This window comes from Lelliottia sp. JS-SCA-14, from assembly GCF_035593345.1.
Classification (GTDB): Bacteria; Pseudomonadota; Gammaproteobacteria; order Enterobacterales; family Enterobacteriaceae; genus Enterobacter; species Enterobacter wanjuensis.
Map to the genome: position 1 here is coordinate 2,793,699 of NZ_CP141606.1, position 17,955 is coordinate 2,811,653.

A 17,955-nucleotide genomic window follows, 5' to 3' on the forward strand; every position below is an offset into this window, starting at 1 on the left:
GGGTTGTGCGGTCTGATGCCCTCACCCCGGCCCTCTCCCACGGGGAGAGGGAGAAAAGCAAGCGAGTTCCCTCTCCCACGGGGAGAGGGTTAGGGTGAGGGGAAAACTCAGAAACTATAACTCGCCCCCACCTGTACCGTGCGATCCCGCCCAATCCAGCAGTTGGTTGCGTCGTAGCAGGTGAAGGTCTCTTTGTTGGTGATGTTCTGCGCGCTGGCTTTCAGGGTCAGCCCGGCCAGCGACGGCATGATTTCACCCATCTGATACGAAGCGGCCAGGTCGTACTGCGTGGTGCCACCCAGTTTGCCCCGATCGTTGGTCGGCGCGATCTCCATCGGACCGGTGTAGCGCGCCCCTGCGCCGAGGTTCAGCCCTTTCAGCGGCGTGCTGTCGAAGGTGTAATCCCCCCAAAGATTAAAGGCGTTTTCCGGCACCTGCGTCGGGCGTTTGCCTTTGTACTTCTCATCTTCAGTGTTTATCGCGTGGGTGTAGGCGTAGTTGGCAATCAGCGTCAGGTTATCCGTTGGACGGCTGATGGCCGACAGCTCTGCCCCTTTCGACTCCACTTCGCCAGTCTGGCGATAATTGAGGAAGCCCGGATCGGTGGTGACCACGTTTTTCTGGCGGATGTTAAACACCGAGGCGGTAAAGGTGGTCGCGTACTCTTCCAGCAGGTATTTCACCCCGCCTTCCACCTGTTTGCTGGTGGTCGGTTTGACGTCTTTCGCCGTCAGCGTGCCCTGCGGTGAGACCGGCGCAAAGCCTTCGGAGTAGCTGATGAACGGTGAAATGCCGTTCTCGAAGGCGTACAGCGCCCCCAGACGTTTGGTGACGCGATCCTGCGACACCCAGGCTTTATCACCGTTTTGCAGATAATCGGTAGTGACTGAACGGTAGTCATCGTAGCGCAGACTGCCGAGCAGGTTCAGGCCGCCGAATTCAATCTGGTCCTGCAGGTAGTAGCCGTTCTGCTGATAGCTCAGGCGGTTTTTCTGCGCGGTATAGAGACCGAGCGCCCCGTCGTTCACCTGCGAGTAGTCCGGGTCGCGCATGTCGATGCCCGGCGTGTTCGACGCGTAGCGATAGTGGAAGTGCGAGTTCAGCTTCTGATAGTCAAACCCCGCCAGCAGATGATGTTTCCAGTCGCCCAGTTCGAGCGTTTTGGTGACCTGGTTATCGATATTAAAGCTCTGCAGATCTTCATCGGTGGTGTAGGCAAAGCGGTTCAGCTCATAGACTTGTGCGCCCGGTCCGGTGGAGTAGATGCTGCGCTGGTGCGTGTCCACATCGAAATAGCGCGCTTTCTGGTTGAATCCCCAGCCGCTGTCGAACTCGTGTTCAAAGCTGTAGCCCAGCATCCACTGGCGCTGTTTGAAACCGCTCCACTCGTCGCCCGCATAATCGCGGCGATCGGCATATTTCGAGCGCAGGTAAGAGAGCGGCAGCGGGTTAGACGGCGTCAGGCTCGGGGAGTTTTGCGCCAGCGCGTCGAGGGTCAGGCGCGTTTTGCTGTCCGGCTGCCAGGTGACGGACGGGGCCACCAGGTAGTTTTCCGTGCGGGTGGTGTGCGGCTGATCGTCGCCCTCCGTCGCTTTACCCAGCAGACGGTAGTTCCAGTCGCTGGTGGCGATTTGCCCGGTGGAGTCGAGATACCCCTCTTTCAGGTTACGCGTGCCGGTAGTAAAGCCCACTTCCGTCTGCGCCGCTTTTTGCGGTTTTTTGCCCTGAATATTGACCAGCCCGCCCGGCGAGCCGCCGCCGTAGAGCACCGAAGCCGGGCCTTTGAGGATATCGACGCTCTCGATCAGCAGCGGGTCGATGCGCGCTTTGGTGTTCCCGGTGACGTTGTACGGCAGCTGCAGGCCGTTGTAATACTCCTGCTCGACGGTGAATCCGCGAATTTTATATTCGCTCATGTAGGAGGTGTTGCCGCGCACTTCCGTCGACACGCCAGGGGCATAGCGCAGGATTTCGTTGACCGAATTCGCGTGGCGCTGTTCGATCTCGGTGGCGGAAATGGTGTTGATGACCTGCGGGGTTTTACTTTCGGCCACCGCTGATTTGGTGGCACTGTTGGTCCATTCCGGGAGCGCGCTGCCCTGCTCTGATCCGGTCACGACTATCGTGGATTCTTCCGCAAACGCACAGGTTTGCAACGCCAGTGAAACGGCTCCTGCCAACGCACATACTGCAAAACGCGAGGTGTTCATATTGTCGTCTTATTATTAGATGATACAAAGAACGACAATTATTCTCATTTCGATTAACAAAGCAATATGGGGGCAAAAAAAACGGCCCTCAGTGAGAGCCGTTTCGCTGTTTATGCCCGTCTGAGCAGGCGGAAAACCGCCAGGACGACGATTGCGCCCACGACGGCCACCAGGAAACTGTGCAGATTAAAGCCGCTGACGCTGCCACCGACGCCAAACATGGTCGCCAGCCAGCCGCCGACTACCGCACCGATGACCCCCAGCACGCAGGTCAGAATGAAACCGCCACCATCACGTCCCGGCATAATGAATTTTGCGATAACGCCGGCGATAAGACCAAAGACAATCCAGGCGATGATACCCATTGCGATGCCCTCTTGCAGATGAAATGCATGCGCTGAAAATGTTTCGCGCAAGTGACTTAAGTATAGGTCACCGCGCTAAAACCGTTTTCTTCTCACCGACTTAATTACCTCTCAATTTTGAAAAAAAATCACCGGTTTGTATTAAGTTCCGCTCACCATTGCCGATACTTCTGGGACAGTCCGTCAGACAATCGAGGAGCCATTCGGCGTGAGTAATTACAGTGAGCAGTTCCTGAAGCAAAATCCGCTGGCTGTATTAGGTGTATTACGCGACCTGCACAAGGGCGAAGTGCCTGTGCGCATCAGTTGGGCTACAAATCAGTTCATCAGCAGGATCCTGGAAGCGACACCGGAGCGTCTGGTGATTGACCTCGGCAGCCAGGAGTATGAGAACCGGGCGGTACTGTGTGCGAAAAACATCTCCGTGCTGGCAGAAACCAAAGGGGCGAAGGTTGAATTTGTCCTGCCGCATGTGGAACAAGGCGAATATCTCAATCTGCCGGCGTTTATTACTCCATTGCCGGACAGCCTGTGGTTCGTCCAGCGCCGGGAGTATTTCCGTATTAACGCCCCGCTGCACCCTTCCTATTTTTGTAAGGCCAAAATGCCGGACAAAAAAGAGATCCGCTTTCGCCTCTTCGACCTGTCACTCGGCGGGATGGGCGCACTGATGGACACACCACGACCGGACGGACTGGTGGAAGGGATGCGTTTTTCACAGATTGAACTGGATATGGCTGGCTGGGGACGTTTTTACTTTGACGCGCAGCTGATTGCTATCAGCGAACGCAAGGTTGTGGACAGCAAAAATGAGACCATCACCACACCGCGGCTGAGCTTTCGCTTTTTGAATGTCGGGCCTGGGGCTGAAAGGGAACTGCAGAGAATTATTTTCTCGCTGGAGCGAGAAGCACGGGAGCGCGCGAATAAGGTGCTCTGAAACGCGCCGGACAGCGGCTCGCTGCCCGGCTACGGCATTACATGGCATCCATCGCTTTCTGCACTTTCCAGATATAGCGTGGAGCCTGTGGTGCCGGGTGATTGTTCACCACATGATCAAAGAACTCGTCTTTGTCCATGCCGTTAATCTCACTGATGGCCTTTTTGCGATCCGACGAGAAGGTGCGCAGTAACGCCCCCGCTCCGTTCACGTACGACACCACCAGCGCATACTGCATCACTTCCGGATCTTCGATGCCTTTCAGCACGCCGTGTTCCAGAATGCTCAGATAGGCGGTCCCCATGGAGATATTACGCTCCGGGTTTTTCAGCTCACTGGTGGACGGCTGTCCGCTCCAGCCCATGTAGCGGTAAACTTCGCGCCCGGCGGTGGAAGCTTTAAGCTGCATCAGGCCCACCGCATTGGATTTGCTCACCAGCGTCGGGTTGCCGCCGGATTCGACCGCAATGATCGCCGTCACCAGACGCGGACTGACGCCCCACGCCTTACCGGCCTGTTCGCTGATCGGCATCCACTGCATCGCGCGTTTAACCGGCACTTCCGGATTCCACGGCGGATTTTGATAATCCTGTTTTGAACTACAGCCCGCCAGCAATACAATCAAAAAAGCAAACCATCTCAATTTCACGTCATCTATCCTTATAGCCGATCATCGCGGTTAAGCATCCGCCCCTTGAAGCAGACCGCATACAGGCGGCATGATATAGGCATTTAGTTTCTCATTCAGCAAGGATTTGCCATGTCTCAGTTTCATCTTGTTGCCCCGTCCGGGTACTGCATTAACCAGGACGCCGCCCGGCTTGGCGTGCAGCGTCTGGAAGCGTCCGGCCACAGGGTCGCTCATCAGACGATTATCCCCCGCCGTCTGCAGCGTTTCGCCGGAACTGAACAGCAAAGAGTGGCTGATATCAACGACCTGGCCACCCTCAAGGGGAAAAACCAGATTATTCTGGCGGTGCGCGGCGGGTACGGCGCGAGCCGATTGCTGGACGCGATCGACTGGGACGGACTGGCCCGCCGTCAGCAGCAGGACCCGCTGCTGATTTGCGGTCACAGCGATTTCACGGTGATTCAGCTCGGGCTGCTGGCCCTGCATAACGTCATCACCTTTAGCGGCCCGATGCTGGCGGGGAATTTCGGCGCGCCGGAGCTGAATGCCTTTACCGAAGAGCACTTCTGGCGCGCGCTGCAAAACCCAACGTTTAGCGTCGAGTGGCAAGGCGATGGCCCGGCGTGTGAAACCCAGGGACAGCTGTGGGGCGGCAATCTGGCGATGCTGGTGTCCCTTATCGGCACGCCGTGGCTGCCTAAAGTCGACAACGGCATTCTGGTGCTGGAAGACATCAACGAACATCCGTTCCGCGTCGAACGTATGCTGTTGCAGCTGAAGCACGCGGGTATTCTCGACCGTCAGCGCGCCGTGGTGTTGGGCAGTTTCAGCGGCGCGACGCCGAACGATTACGATGCGGGTTATACGCTTGAAACGATGATCGATTATCTGCGTACGCGCGTGAATATTCCGGTCATCAGCGGGCTGGCGTTTGGTCACGAACAGCAGACGGTGACGCTGCCGCTTGGCGCTCAGGCGACGCTTTCGCACTCGCAGGCGGGAAGCCGGTTAACTCTGAGCGGTCATCCTGTCTTAAAGGCATAAAAAAGCCGTATTTCCACCTCAATAAAACGCTGTTTCTGTCGTTAATATGATAGGGTTTTAGTAACAGTCACAACATTGAGGTGGGAGTAAGACAACATTGGATGCCGCAGCGATAATCAGTCTTTTCATTCTGGGTTCAGTATTAGTAACCTGCAGTATTTTATTAAGTTCATTTTCTTCGCGTCTCGGCATACCTATCCTTGTTATCTTCCTGGCCATCGGCATGCTCGCGGGTATCGACGGCATCGGCGGTATTCCATTCGATAATTATCCCTTCGCCTACATGGTGAGTAACCTCGCGCTGGCGGTCATTTTGCTGGACGGCGGGATGCGCACCCAGGCCAGCTCCTTTCGCGTGGCACTCGGCCCGGCGCTGTCGCTGGCGACCGTTGGCGTTCTTATTACCTCCGGCCTGACCGGGATGATGGCCGCCTGGCTGTTTCATCTAAATATCATGGAAGGCTTGCTGATCGGCGCCATTGTCGGCTCGACCGATGCGGCGGCGGTCTTTTCTCTGCTCGGCGGTAAAGGGCTCAACGAACGTGTCGGCTCGACGCTGGAGATTGAATCCGGCAGCAATGATCCGATGGCGGTGTTTCTCACTATCACGCTGATCGAGATGATTCAGGCGCACGAAACCGGCCTGAGCTGGATGTTTGCCTGGCATATTCTCCAGCAGTTTGGCCTCGGGATTGTGATTGGCCTTTCCGGCGGGTATCTGCTGCAGCAGATGATTAACCGTATCTCCCTGCCTGCCGGGCTGTATCCGCTGCTGGCCCTGAGCGGCGGGATCCTCATTTTCGCCCTGACTACAGCGATGGACGGCAGCGGTATTCTCGCCGTTTATCTGTGCGGCTTCCTGTTGGGCAATCGTCCGATTCGTAACCGCCACGCCATTTTGCAGAACTTCGACGGCCTGGCGTGGCTGGCGCAAATCGGCATGTTCCTGGTGCTCGGCCTGCTGGTGACGCCGTCGGATCTGCTGCCGATTGCGATTCCGGCGCTTATCCTCTCGGCGTGGATGATCTTCTTCGCCCGACCGCTGTCGGTGTTCGCCGGGCTGCTGCCGTTCCGCGGGTTTAACCTGCGCGAGCGGATATTTATCAGCTGGGTGGGCCTGCGCGGTGCGGTGCCGATCATTCTGGCGGTCTTCCCGATGATGGCTGGTCTGGATAACTCCCGCCTGTTCTTCAACGTCGCCTTCTTCGTGGTGCTGGTGTCGCTTCTGTTCCAGGGGACGTCTCTCGGATGGGCGGCGAAAAAAGCCAAAGTGGTGGTGCCGCCGGTTGGGCTGCCGGTTTCACGCGTCGGGTTGGATATTCATCCGGAAAACCCGTGGGAGCAGTTTGTTTACCAGCTGAGCGCCGATAAATGGTGCGTGGGCGCGTCGCTTCGCGACCTGCATATGCCGACGGAAACGCGGATTGCGGCGCTGTTTCGCGATAACGCCCTGCTGCACCCGACGGGCAGCACCCGTCTGCGCGAGGGGGATATTCTCTGCGTGATTGGGCGTGAAACGGATCTGCCCGCGCTCGGGAAGCTGTTCAGCCAGTCGCCGCCGGTGGCGTTGGACCAGCGTTTCTTTGGCGATTTTATTCTGGAAGCCAACGCGAAGTTTGCCGACGTGGCGTTGATTTACGGCCTGGACGAAGGGCTGGAGTATCGCGATAAGCAGCAGACGCTGGGCGAGATTGTGCAGCAGTTGCTGGGTGCCGCGCCGGTCGTGGGTGACCAGGTGGAGTTTGCCGGGATGATCTGGACCGTCGCCGAGAAAGAAGATAACGCGGTGCGGAAAGTGGGTGTGCGTCCGATGGAGGATGAGCCGGAGTAGTTTTGTGCCGGGTGAAGTGCGGTCTGGTGCCCTCACCCCGACCCTCTCCCACAGGGAGAGGGGGAAACCAGAACCGTAGGCCGGATAAGGCGAAGCCGCCATCCGGCAAGAAGTTACACCGTCACCACTGGTACACGAGGCGCCAGAGCGGTCAACAACTCATACCCCACTGTCCCCGCCGCTGCGGCCACGTCATCGACTTTAACCTCGTTCCCCCACAGCTCCACCGGCGAACCGATGCCTGCCTGCGGACACGGGGTGAGATCCACCGCCATCATATCCATCGAAACCGTGCCGACGGTGCCGGTACGCACTCCGTCGATCCACACCGGCGTGCCCGTTGGGGCGATGCGCGGATAGCCGTCCGCATACCCGCCCGCCACGATGCCGATGCGCTGCTCGCCCGTCGAGCGATAGCGGCTGCCATACCCCACGGTGTCGCCCGCTTTTAACGTCTGAATACCGATAATTTCACTGCGCAGAGTCATCACCGGTTTCAGGCCGCTGTTAGCGATGTCCTGCCACTGGCCCGACGGCGATGCGCCGTAGAGAATAATCCCCGGCCGCACCCAGTCGTAATGGGCTTCCGGGTGCCAGAGCGTGGCGGCGGAGTTCGACAGGGAACGGGCGCACTCCAGCCCTTCCGCTGCCTGATTGATGCGCACCATCGCATCGTTGATGCCATCCGGTTTTTCGGCGTCGGCGAAGTGCGCCATCAGCGTCATCTCGCCGACGTTTTTCAGGGCGCGCAGCTGTTGCCATACCGTATGGACACGATCCGGCTGGAAGCCGAGACGGTTCATCCCGCTGTTCACTTTCAGGTAGATGTCCAGCGGTGCGTGGAGTTTGGCGTTTTGCAGGGCTTTGATTTGCCAGTTGCTGTGCACGCTGGTGGTCAGACGGTACTTATCCAGCAGCGGCAGCTCATCGGCGTGGAAGAAACCTTCGAGCAGCAGAATCGGCCCTTTCCAGCCGCGCTCGCGCAGCAGGATCGCCTCTTCCAGATTCAGCAGGGCAAAACCATCCGTCGCACTGAGCGCACTCCAGATGGACTCAATTCCGTGGCCGTAGCCGTTGGCTTTCACCACCGACCAGACGCGAGAGCCCGGCGCAGCACGGCGGACAATCTGCAGGTTGTTTTTCAGCGCCTGCAGATCCAGCTGAGCCAGAATAGGACGGGACATGACAGCTCCTTGTTAATTATGCGCGCCATGCAGATGCTGCGGGCGAGATGGCGTAAATCCGGACTGATAGCGCGCGGCGCTCAAGTCATCAAACGGAATCGCCGGGGTGCGGCCCGAGATCAAATCACTCAGCAGCTGACCCGAACCGCAGGCCATGGTCCAGCCGAGGGTTCCGTGGCCGGTGTTGGTCCATAAGTTCTTAAACGGCGTGCGGCCGACAATCGGCGTGCCGTCCGGGGTCATAGGACGTAAACCGGTCCAGAACGTGGCCTGCTCGACAAAGCCCCCGCGCGGGAACAGATCGCGCACCACCATCTCCAGGGTTTCGCGGCGCGGTTGCAGCAATTCCGTGTTAAAGCCGACAATCTCCGCCATGCCGCCGACGCGAATTCGGTCATCGAAACGGGTAATGGCAATTTTGTAGGTTTCATCAAGGATAGTTGAAACCGGCGCACCGTTGTCCTCTTTCACCGGAATGGTCAGCGAGTAACCCTTGAGCGGATAGACCGGAATATCGAGAATGCCTTTCAGCATCGCCGTGGAGTAGGAACCGAACGCCATGACGTAGGCATCGGCTTTGATCACTTCCTCTCCGCACTTCACGCCGTAGATTTTTTCGCTTTCGTACAGGAGCTTATCGACAGCGGTGTTGTAGCGGAACGTCACGCCCGCCTGCTCGCACATCTTCGCCAGACGCTGGGTAAAGAGCTGGCAGTCGCCGGTTTCGTCGTTCGGCAGACGCAACCCGCCCGTCAGTTTGTGTGCCACTTCTGCCAGCGCCGGTTCCACCTGCGCCAGCTGACTGGCTTCGAGCAGCTGATACGGCACGCCCGCATCCTGCAACACGGCGATATCGCGGGTGGCGTTTTCATACTGCTGCGCGGTGCGGAAGAGCTGGAGCGTGCCGCCCTGCCGTCCTTCGTATTCAATTCCGGTGGAGTGGCGTAGCTCTTTCAGGCAGTCGCGACTGTACTCCGCCAGACGCACCATGCGGCCTTTGTTTTCCATGTAATGGCGCGTGTCGCAGTTGCGCAGCATCTGCCACATCCATTTGAGCTGAAACTGGGTGCCGTCGAGGCTGATTGCCAGCGGCGCGTGGCGCTGGAACATCCATTTAATGGCTTTCAGCGGTACGCCCGGTGCCGCCCACGGAGCCGCATAGCCAGGGGAGATCTGCCCGGCGTTGGCCGCGCTGGTCTCCAGTGCCGGTCCCGGTTCGCGATCGATGACCGTCACCTCATGCCCTGCCTGACTTAAATACCAGGCGCTGGTGACGCCGACAACCCCACTTCCCAGTATGACAACTCGCATAGCCACTCCGTTATGAGCAAAAGAACAATCTTCTAATTACAGATTGATAACCTAGTTGAAAATATTATTCAACATACGACTTTTTTATGGTGACTTATCTCACATCTTCCCCAGCCAGCGGGGATAGCGGTTATTTAGGATCTTTTCCTGCGCGCTCTTTTTAGCCAGCAGAATATTCTGCGAGACACCCGTTTTCTGTGGGATTGAAAACGGGAAATCGCAAAGAAAAAATTTCTGTGTCAGCACGCTTTTCAATGCGTTGATCTATGCTTGAAAAGAGGTTCTCCAGATCAGAGAGAGCTATCAATAACGAGGGCGCGCTAATGGCTACACTTGACTCCATATCCAAGGACAGCACTCGTCTCAGCGATGGACCCGACTGGACCTTCGAGCTGCTGGATGTCTATCTGGCCGAGATCGACCGGGTAGCGAAGCTGTATCGGCTGGACACCTATCCGCACCAGATCGAAGTTATTACCTCCGAACAGATGATGGACGCCTACTCGAGCGTCGGGATGCCGATCAACTATCCGCACTGGTCGTTCGGTAAGAAATTCATTGAGACAGAGCGACTCTACAAGCACGGCCAGCAGGGCCTGGCGTATGAGATCGTCATTAACTCCAACCCGTGTATCGCTTATCTGATGGAAGAGAACACCATTACCATGCAGGCGCTGGTGATGGCGCACGCCTGTTACGGGCACAACTCGTTCTTTAAAAATAACTATCTGTTCCGCAGCTGGACCGATGCCAGCTCGATTGTCGATTACCTGATCTTCGCGCGGAAATACATTACCGAATGCGAAGAGCGTTACGGCGTGGACGAGGTGGAGAAACTGCTCGACTCCTGTCACGCGCTGATGAATTACGGCGTCGACCGCTACAAACGTCCGCAAAAAATCTCCCTGCAGGAGGAGAAAGCGCGGCAGAAAAGTCGCGAAGAGTATCTGCAAAGCCAGGTGAATATGCTGTGGCGTACCCTGCCGAAACGCGAAGAGGAGAAGACGATCGCCGAAGCGCGGCGTTATCCGTCTGAGCCGCAGGAGAACTTACTCTACTTTATGGAAAAAAATGCGCCGCTGCTTGAACCCTGGCAGCGTGAAATCTTGCGTATCGTGCGTAAGGTGAGCCAGTATTTTTATCCGCAAAAACAGACCCAGGTGATGAACGAAGGCTGGGCGACGTTCTGGCACTACACCATCCTCAATCACCTGTATGACGAAGGCAAAGTGACCGAGCGGTTTATGCTCGAGTTTTTGCACAGCCACACTAACGTGGTGTTCCAGCCGCCGTACAACAGCCCGTGGTACAGCGGGATTAACCCGTATGCCCTCGGCTTTGCGATGTTCCAGGATATCAAACGCATCTGCCAGTCGCCGACGGAAGAGGATAAATACTGGTTCCCGGACATTGCCGGGTCCGACTGGCTGGAAACGCTGCATTTCGCGATGCGCGACTTTAAGGACGAGAGCTTTATCAGCCAGTTTATGTCGCCGAAAATCATGCGTGATTTCCGCTTCTTCACGGTGCTGGACGACGACCGGAATAACTACCTGGAGATTTCGGCGATTCATAACGAAGAAGGGTATCGTGAGATCCGCTCGCGTCTCTCTTCTCAGTACAATCTGAGCAATCTGGAACCCAATATTCAGGTGTGGAACGTGGATTTGCGCGGCGATCGCTCGCTGACGCTGCGCTATATTCCGCACAACCGCGCGCCGCTGGATAAAGGACGTAAAGAGGTGCTCAAGCATGTTCATCGCCTGTGGGGGTTTGACGTGCTGATGGAGCAGCAGAACGAGGACGGTAGCGTGGAGTTGCTGGAGCGGTGTCCGGCGCGGGCTAACACGTTGTGATGGGTGCCGGGTTGACTCTCTGCGGCCTGTTTGCCGGGTGGCGGCTGACGCCTTACCCGGCCTACAAAATGCATCGTCGTCGGGCAAAAAAAACCTCTCGAAAGAGAGGTTTTTTATTTTCAATGACCGTGAATCGCTAAATCGCCCGGCAGATTCTTCTGCATCCGGTGCCAGATCTCGCCACTGTCGTGGCCGTAACGGCGCACCGTTTCGTAAACCTGATCGTGCAGACCTTCGGTGCAGAGTTCGCTCAGCTTGTGGTAGAAACCGAGCGCCAGGCTACGCGCTTCCGGATTGGCGAAGTAATGACGACCAATGCGGGTATAGAGCCCTTTCATACCGTTGAGGATCAGCCCGTAAATCGGGTTGCCCGAGGCAAATGCCAGACCACGGAAGATGTTGTAATCCAGCGTCGCGAAGGCATCTGCGTGATCGTCAACCGCAGAGGCGGTTGCCAGCACTTCCAGCGCCTTATCAGGGTGCTGACGGAATGCGGTGCGGATAAAGATGGTGGAAATGTTGGTGCGCACCGACAGCAGATTATCGATCAGCTGCGGAACGCTCTCATGATCGAGACGGGCGAGCGTTTCAAGAATATTCAGACCCGACGTTTCCCAGAAGTTATTCACTTTGGTCGGTTTGCCGTGTTGAATCGTCAACCAGCCATCACGTGCCAGACGCTGAAGAACTTCGCGTAAAGTGGTACGTGTTACGCCAATCAGTTCAGAAAGTTCACGTTCAGCGGGAAGGATCGTTCCAGGGGCGAAACGGTTATTCCAGATGCTTTCAATGATGTACTCTTCAGCGAAACCCGCCGGGCTTTGCGCCTTTATGACCATAGTGAGATTTCCATTACACAGCTTTAGCTAATTCACTCATCATACCAGAGGCTGACAGGCGCAGGTAGCGCAGCGACGCGGGAAAAAAGGGATCGCCGTTTCATTTCTGTTAAATACCCGTCCCCGCTGCGTGACCGTTATTCATGCAAATTGTGCGTATAATAATGTTTTGCTTAACTTTGGCGAGGAAGGAACTCTCTGGTGGAAATGTCTTATGGACGCGCCCTGTGGCGCAATTTTTTAGGCCAGTCTCCCGACTGGTACAAGCTCACGTTACTCACTTTTCTGATCCTCAACCCGCTGGTGTTTATCTTTTCGCCATTTACCGCCGGATGGCTGCTGGTGGCGGAGTTTATCTTCGCTCTGGCGATGGCGCTGAAATGCTACCCGCTGCTCCCCGGCGGGCTGCTGGCGATTGAAGCGGTGTGCATCGGGATGACCAGCGCCGAGCGCGTCAAACACGAGCTGGCCACCAACCTTGAAGTGCTCCTGCTGCTGATCTTTATGGTCGCCGGGATCTACTTTATGAAACAGCTGCTGCTGTTCATCTTCACGCGGTTGCTGCTGAGCATTCGTTCCAAAACCGTGCTCTCCCTCTCCTTCTGTCTCGCCGCCGCGTTTCTCTCCGCATTCCTCGACGCACTGACGGTGGTGGCAGTCGTGATCAGCGTCGCGGTCGGTTTTTACGCCATTTACCATCGCGTGGTGTCGTCTAAACCCGAGAGCGATCTGCAGGATGACAGCCAGATTGAAACGCCGAAGCGCGAGGTGCTGGAACAATTCCGCGCCTTCTTGCGCAGCCTGATGATGCACGCGGGCATCGGTACAGCGCTCGGGGGCGTGATGACGATGGTCGGCGAGCCGCAAAACCTGATTATCGCCAAAGCGGCGGGCTGGAACTTTACGGAGTTCTTTCTGCGCATCGCACCGGTGAGTGTTCCGGTCTTTTTCTGCGGTTTAGTGACCTGCGTGCTGCTGGAAAAAACCAAAAGCTTCGGGTACGGCGCACAGCTGCCGGGGCCGGTGCGCGACGTGCTGCACGAGTTTGATCTGAAAAGCCGTCGCCAGCGCACGCGTCAGGAGAAGCTGGCCCTGATAGCGCAGGGGGTCATCGGCGTGTGGCTGATCATCGCCCTGGCATTTCACCTGGCGGAGGTCGGGCTGATTGGCCTGTCGGTGATTATTCTCGCCACCTCGTTTACCGGCGTGACCGATGAACATGCCATCGGCAAAGCCTTTACCGAGGCACTGCCCTTTACCGCCCTGCTGGCGGTGTTTTTTGCCATTGTGGCGGTGATTGTCGATCAGCAGCTGTTTTCGCCGATTATCGACTTTGTTCTGCGGGCGTCTCCAGACTCGCAGCTGTCGCTGTTTTATCTGTTTAACGGCCTGCTCTCATCCATTTCTGATAACGTGTTTGTCGGGTCGGTGTATATCAACGAAGCCAAATCCGCGCTGGAGCATGGCGTTATCAGCATTAATCAGTTTGAGCTGCTGGCGGTGGCGATCAATACCGGCACCAATCTGCCGTCGGTGGCGACACCGAACGGCCAGGCGGCGTTCCTGTTCCTGCTGACCTCGGCGCTGGCCCCGCTGATTCGTCTCTCTTACGGGCGGATGGTGTGGATGGCGCTGCCGTATACGCTGGTATTAACGCTGGTCGGTTTGCTGTGCGTCAAATTTACCCTCATTCCTTATACGCAATGGTTGTTGCATATAGGTATACTGGCCGCGCATTAAGTCCCTGAATTCGGGCAGTTCGCTGCCCGGTTTGACTTTCTGCATTATAAACATCCAATTACGTTTTATTTTGCCAGGTGGATCTGGCGCTTAAAGCGTTTTGGTTTACACTGCGCTTTCTAAGCCTGTTCCAGGGAAATGATTATGTTGCGATTTTTGAACCAGTGCTCTCGCGGTCGCGGAGCGTGGTTGTTGATGGCCCTGACCGCCTTTGCGCTGGAAATGGTAGCGCTGTGGTTCCAGCATGTGATGTTGCTGAAACCTTGTGTGTTGTGTATCTACGAACGTTGTGCGCTGTTCGGCATTATGGGTGCGGGTCTGGTCGGGGCAATTGCGCCGAAATCCCCACTGCGTTATGCCGGGATCGCCATTTGGTTGTACAGTGCCTGGAAAGGCATTGAGCTGGCCTGGCAGCACACTATGATGCAGCTGCATCCGTCGCCATTTATGACCTGCGATTTTGCCGCCCGCTTCCCGAGCTGGCTGCCGCTGGATAAATGGCTGCCGCAGGTGTTTGTTGCCTCCGGTGACTGCTCTGTTCGTCAGTGGGAATTTCTGACGCTGGAGATGCCGCAGTGGCTGGTCGGTATTTTCGTCGCCTACTTCGTGATAGCGCTGCTGGTGCTGATTGCCCAGCCGTTCAAACCGAAAAAACGCGATTTGTTTGGTAGGTAAAAGCAAAACGGTAACGCAAGTTGCCGTTTTTAGTCTTTTCTCCCTCGCCCCGTGGGAGAGGGCCGGGGTGAGGGCAACAGGCCGCACCGTACACACCGCACAATCCCCAACAAAAAACCCGCCTCGGCGGGTTTTTTATTTATGCACGTTTAGGATGGTTGAGAATATGGTCTTCCCAGTCCTGCACTTCAGACTCTTTCACCGCAATATGTCTCACCGAGATACGCTCACCGTGCATCGCCGCTTTTGAGCCCGTCAGCAGCGGGTGCCAGTCCGGCAGCCCTTTCCCTTCCGCCAGCAGACGATACGCGCAGGTATGCGGCAGCCATTCAAAGGTCGGGAGATTGTCGCGGGTCAGCTTGATGCAGTCCGGCTCGTACTCGAAACGGCGCTCGTAGTTACGGCACTGACAGGTTTTGATGTTCAGCTGCTTGCAGGCGACGTTGGTGAAGTAGATTTCGTCCGTGTCTTCGTCCATCAGCTTGTGCAGGCAGCACTGCCCACAGCCGTCACACAGCGATTCCCACTCCACGTCGGTCATTTCGTCGAGAGTCTTGCTTTGCCAGAAAGGGGTTTCGCTCATAGGGATGTCCACACGTCAAAAGAAAGCGCACCTTATAACCAGTCTGGCACGTGGATGCAAGTTTTGCCGCCGAATAACAGCGGCAAGGGGGTTTTACAGCACGCGCGTCTTAACGGATTGCCCGTTAAACCCAATCTCCAGTTCGTCGCCGCTGGTCAGCGGGCCGACGCCTTCCGGCGTGCCGGTGAGGATCACATCGCCCGGTTTGAGGGTGAAGTAGCGGCTCATGTAAGCAATCAGCGGCAGGATTTTGTGGATCATGTCTGAGGTGTTGCCCTGCTGGCGCACGTCACCGTTAATTTTCAGGCTCAGGGGAGTGTTTTGCGGATCGGCATGGAATTCGGCGGCCGGGATAAAACCGGAGATCGGGCAGGAATTATCAAAGCCTTTGGCTTTTTCCCACGGCTGCCCCGCCTTCTTCATTTTGCCCTGCACGTCGCGCAAGGTCAGATCCAATGCAACGCCGTAACCCGCAATCGCTTTCTGCACGTGCTCTTCGGAGGCCTGACGCAGCGTGCCGCCAATCAGTACCGCCAGTTCGACTTCGTGGTGAACCGACCCCAGCCCTTGCGGTAGCGCCAGCGGCTGGCGGATATCGCACAGCGCCGTTTCCGGCTTGATAAACAACACAGGCTCTTCTGGCACGGCACTGCCCATTTCCTGAATGTGCTTCGCATAGTTGCTGCCGACGCAGACCACTTTGCTCACGGGATAATCCAGTAATGCGCCTTGCCAGTTGTGATGTTGATACATGCTCGTCCCCTAAACGGTTGATATGTCACCCACGGAGTTGGCCGGGGTTATTTTTTTCCGTCACCCGCGAGATGCTGTTTTAATAAATTCTCAGGAGGTGGCGGCAGCTGTAAATAATAGCCCTGTTCTTTCAGCGCGGTTTTCACTTTTTCCAGATCGGCATTCACCAGTTTTTTACGACCATCCAGCGGCAGCAGCATCGCCAGCTGCGGGGCACCGAAGCCTTTCATTAATTCTTCCGGCACGCGGGAAAAATCGTCTTTTTTCTCGACATAAAGATAAGTCTGGTCGCGTTTAGTACTTCTGTAGATCACACAAAACATGTTTTTACTCTGAATTATCGGTGGTTGCTTGCCTCAATATAACAGTGACTATAACATGCCTGATACTCTTCGGAATATCGCAACGAATGTGCTGCGATTAACAGCAAATTGAGTAAGGCCAGGATGTCAAACACGCCCATCGAGCTTAAAGGCAGTAGCTTCACCTTATCAGTGGTTCATTTGCATGATGCAAAACCCGAGGTTATTCGTCAGGCGTTAGAAGACAAAATCGCGCAGGCACCCGCTTTTCTGAAACACGCCCCCGTGGTGGTGAACGTCAGCGGTCTGGACGCGCCTGTGAACTGGCAGCATCTGCAGCAGGCGGTTGCCTCGACCGGGCTGCGAATTGTCGGTATCAGCGGCTGTAAAGATGCCCGACTGAAAGATGAAATCGAGCGCGCCGGTCTGCCCCTTCTCACTGAAGGCAAAGAAAAATCGGCGCGTTCTGTGCCAAAAGCCGCTCCGACTCCCCCACCGCCCGCGCAAAATGTTACCGCTATCACAAAAACGCGAATGATTGATGTGCCGGTTCGTTCCGGTCAGCGCATTTATGCACCAAACTGTGATCTGATTGTGACAAGCCACGTCAGCGCTGGCGCTGAGCTGATTGCCGATGGCAACATTCACGTCTACGGTATGATGCGGGGACGCGCGCTGGCAGGTGCCAGTGGCGATCGGGATGCGCAAATTTTCTGTACTAACCTGACGGCGGAACTGGTTTCCATCGCAGGAGAATATTGGCTGAGTGACAAGATCCCAGCCGAATTTTATGGCAAAGCGGCACGACTGCGTCTGGCAGAGAACGCTTTGACTGTTCAACCGTTGAATTGATCCCTTTTTAACAAGGAATTTCTATGGCACGCATTATTGTTGTGACTTCGGGTAAAGGAGGCGTTGGCAAGACCACCTCCAGCGCGGCCATCGCTACTGGTTTGGCCCAGAAGGGAAAGAAGACAGTTGTTATCGATTTCGATATCGGCCTGCGTAACCTCGACCTGATCATGGGCTGCGAGCGTCGCGTGGTGTATGACTTCGTTAACGTCATCCAGGGTGATGCGACCTTAAACCAGGCGCTTATCAAAGATAAGCGCACGGAAAACCTCTTTATTCTCCCGGCCTCTCAGACGCGCGACAAAGATGCGCTGACCCGTGAAGGCGTGGAGAAAGTGCTCGACGAGCTGAAGAAGATGGAGTTCGACTTTGTGGTCTGCGACTCCCCTGCTGGTATCGAAACGGGCGCGCTGATGGCGCTGTACTTCGCTGACGAAGCCATCATCACCACCAACCCCGAAGTGTCGTCCGTGCGTGACTCCGACCGTATTCTGGGCATTCTGGCGTCGAAATCTCGTCGTGCAGAAAATGGCCAGGACCCGATTAAAGAGCACCTGCTGCTGACCCGCTACAATCCGGGCCGCGTCAACAAAGGTGACATGCTGAGCATGGAAGATGTGCTGGAGATCCTGCGCATCAAACTGGTCGGCGTGATTCCGGAAGATCAGTCTGTGCTGCGCGCCTCTAACCAGGGTGAGCCGGTGATCCTTGATACGATGGCAGACGCGGGTAAAGCCTACGCTGATACCGTTGACCGTCTGCTGGGAGAAGATCGTCCTTTCCGCTTCATTGAAGAAGAGAAGAAAGGTTTCCTCAAACGCCTGTTCGGAGGATAAGTT

17 protein-coding genes are annotated in these 17,955 nt (G+C 56.3%); 8 read left to right on the forward strand and 9 right to left on the reverse strand.

Annotated features, from left to right (window positions below; translation table 11 throughout):
- Positions 1-107: 107 nt before the first annotated feature.
- Positions 108-2,210 (reverse strand): TonB-dependent siderophore receptor, encoded by a 2,103-nt coding sequence (locus U9O48_RS13115; RefSeq protein WP_285144290.1) that lies wholly within the window; start codon positions 2,208-2,210, stop codon positions 108-110.
- A 110-nt stretch (positions 2,211-2,320) separates the two neighbouring features.
- A complete protein-coding gene (locus tag U9O48_RS13120; RefSeq protein ID WP_282494590.1) occupies positions 2,321-2,575 on the reverse strand; it encodes a GlsB/YeaQ/YmgE family stress response membrane protein in 255 nt (84 codons plus the stop codon).
- 208 nt (positions 2,576-2,783) lie between these two features.
- Here U9O48_RS13120 and ycgR point away from each other — a divergent pair, with 208 nt between their 5' ends.
- The gene (ycgR, locus tag U9O48_RS13125) at positions 2,784-3,515 is read left to right on the forward strand and encodes a flagellar brake protein YcgR (protein ID WP_324722639.1); all 732 of its coding nucleotides are present in this window, start codon (positions 2,784-2,786) and stop codon (positions 3,513-3,515) included.
- A 37-nt stretch (positions 3,516-3,552) separates the two neighbouring features.
- Here the strand turns inward: ycgR and emtA are convergent, their stop codons facing one another.
- Entirely contained in the window at positions 3,553-4,164 is a 612-nt protein-coding gene (gene emtA / locus U9O48_RS13130) for a membrane-bound lytic murein transglycosylase EmtA (protein WP_282494592.1), read from the reverse strand.
- A gap of 111 nt (positions 4,165-4,275) precedes the next feature.
- On the opposite strand from emtA, the gene ldcA reads away from it, so the two are divergent.
- The gene (gene ldcA / locus U9O48_RS13135; RefSeq protein ID WP_324722640.1) at positions 4,276-5,190 is read left to right on the forward strand and encodes a muramoyltetrapeptide carboxypeptidase; all 915 of its coding nucleotides are present in this window, start codon (positions 4,276-4,278) and stop codon (positions 5,188-5,190) included.
- A gap of 97 nt (positions 5,191-5,287) precedes the next feature.
- Positions 5,288-7,021, forward strand: a complete 1,734-nt coding sequence (locus U9O48_RS13140; protein WP_095282324.1) for a potassium/proton antiporter — start codon at positions 5,288-5,290, stop codon at positions 7,019-7,021.
- A 113-nt stretch (positions 7,022-7,134) separates the two neighbouring features.
- Here the strand turns inward: U9O48_RS13140 and dadX are convergent, their stop codons facing one another.
- Complete coding sequence (gene dadX, locus U9O48_RS13145; RefSeq protein WP_282494594.1) at positions 7,135-8,205, reverse strand: catabolic alanine racemase DadX; 1,071 nt, start codon at positions 8,203-8,205, stop codon at positions 7,135-7,137.
- A 12-nt stretch (positions 8,206-8,217) separates the two neighbouring features.
- Positions 8,218-9,516 (reverse strand): D-amino acid dehydrogenase, encoded by a 1,299-nt coding sequence (locus U9O48_RS13150; protein WP_285144286.1) that lies wholly within the window; start codon positions 9,514-9,516, stop codon positions 8,218-8,220.
- Between the two features lie 323 nt (positions 9,517-9,839).
- Here U9O48_RS13150 and U9O48_RS13155 point away from each other — a divergent pair, with 323 nt between their 5' ends.
- Positions 9,840-11,372: a SpoVR family protein gene (locus U9O48_RS13155; protein WP_285144285.1), complete on the forward strand. Its 1,533-nt coding sequence runs from the start codon at positions 9,840-9,842 to the stop codon at positions 11,370-11,372.
- 119 nt (positions 11,373-11,491) lie between these two features.
- Here the strand turns inward: U9O48_RS13155 and fadR are convergent, their stop codons facing one another.
- The gene (gene fadR, locus U9O48_RS13160; protein ID WP_282494597.1) at positions 11,492-12,211 is read right to left on the reverse strand and encodes a fatty acid metabolism transcriptional regulator FadR; all 720 of its coding nucleotides are present in this window, start codon (positions 12,209-12,211) and stop codon (positions 11,492-11,494) included.
- A 201-nt stretch (positions 12,212-12,412) separates the two neighbouring features.
- On the opposite strand from fadR, the gene nhaB reads away from it, so the two are divergent.
- Together nhaB and dsbB are read left to right on the forward strand one after the other, a co-directional pair.
- Positions 12,413-13,951, forward strand: a complete 1,539-nt coding sequence (nhaB, locus tag U9O48_RS13165) for a sodium/proton antiporter NhaB (RefSeq protein WP_324722641.1) — start codon at positions 12,413-12,415, stop codon at positions 13,949-13,951.
- Between the two features lie 144 nt (positions 13,952-14,095).
- Complete coding sequence (dsbB, locus tag U9O48_RS13170) at positions 14,096-14,626, forward strand: disulfide bond formation protein DsbB (RefSeq protein ID WP_095282329.1); 531 nt, start codon at positions 14,096-14,098, stop codon at positions 14,624-14,626.
- A gap of 139 nt (positions 14,627-14,765) precedes the next feature.
- On the opposite strand, the gene U9O48_RS13175 is transcribed toward dsbB, so the two are convergent.
- The 3 genes from U9O48_RS13175 to U9O48_RS13185 form a co-directional block, all read right to left on the reverse strand.
- Complete coding sequence (locus tag U9O48_RS13175) at positions 14,766-15,209, reverse strand: YcgN family cysteine cluster protein (protein WP_095282330.1); 444 nt, start codon at positions 15,207-15,209, stop codon at positions 14,766-14,768.
- A 93-nt stretch (positions 15,210-15,302) separates the two neighbouring features.
- On the reverse strand, positions 15,303-15,962 hold the full coding sequence (locus U9O48_RS13180; RefSeq protein WP_282494600.1) for a fumarylacetoacetate hydrolase family protein: 660 nt from the start codon (positions 15,960-15,962) through the stop codon (positions 15,303-15,305).
- Positions 15,963-16,009: 47 nt separating this feature from the next.
- Positions 16,010-16,285 carry a YcgL domain-containing protein gene (locus U9O48_RS13185; protein WP_282494601.1) on the reverse strand — a complete coding sequence of 92 codons (276 nt, stop codon included), beginning with the start codon at positions 16,283-16,285 and terminating at the stop codon, positions 16,010-16,012.
- 123 nt (positions 16,286-16,408) lie between these two features.
- Here U9O48_RS13185 and minC point away from each other — a divergent pair, with 123 nt between their 5' ends.
- Together minC and minD are read left to right on the forward strand one after the other, a co-directional pair.
- Positions 16,409-17,116, forward strand: coding sequence for a septum site-determining protein MinC (minC, locus tag U9O48_RS13190; protein WP_285149563.1), 708 nt, complete (start codon positions 16,409-16,411; stop codon positions 17,114-17,116).
- A gap of 23 nt (positions 17,117-17,139) precedes the next feature.
- Positions 17,140-17,952 (forward strand): septum site-determining protein MinD, encoded by an 813-nt coding sequence (gene minD / locus U9O48_RS13195; protein ID WP_282494603.1) that lies wholly within the window; start codon positions 17,140-17,142, stop codon positions 17,950-17,952.
- Positions 17,953-17,955 lie beyond the last annotated feature (3 nt).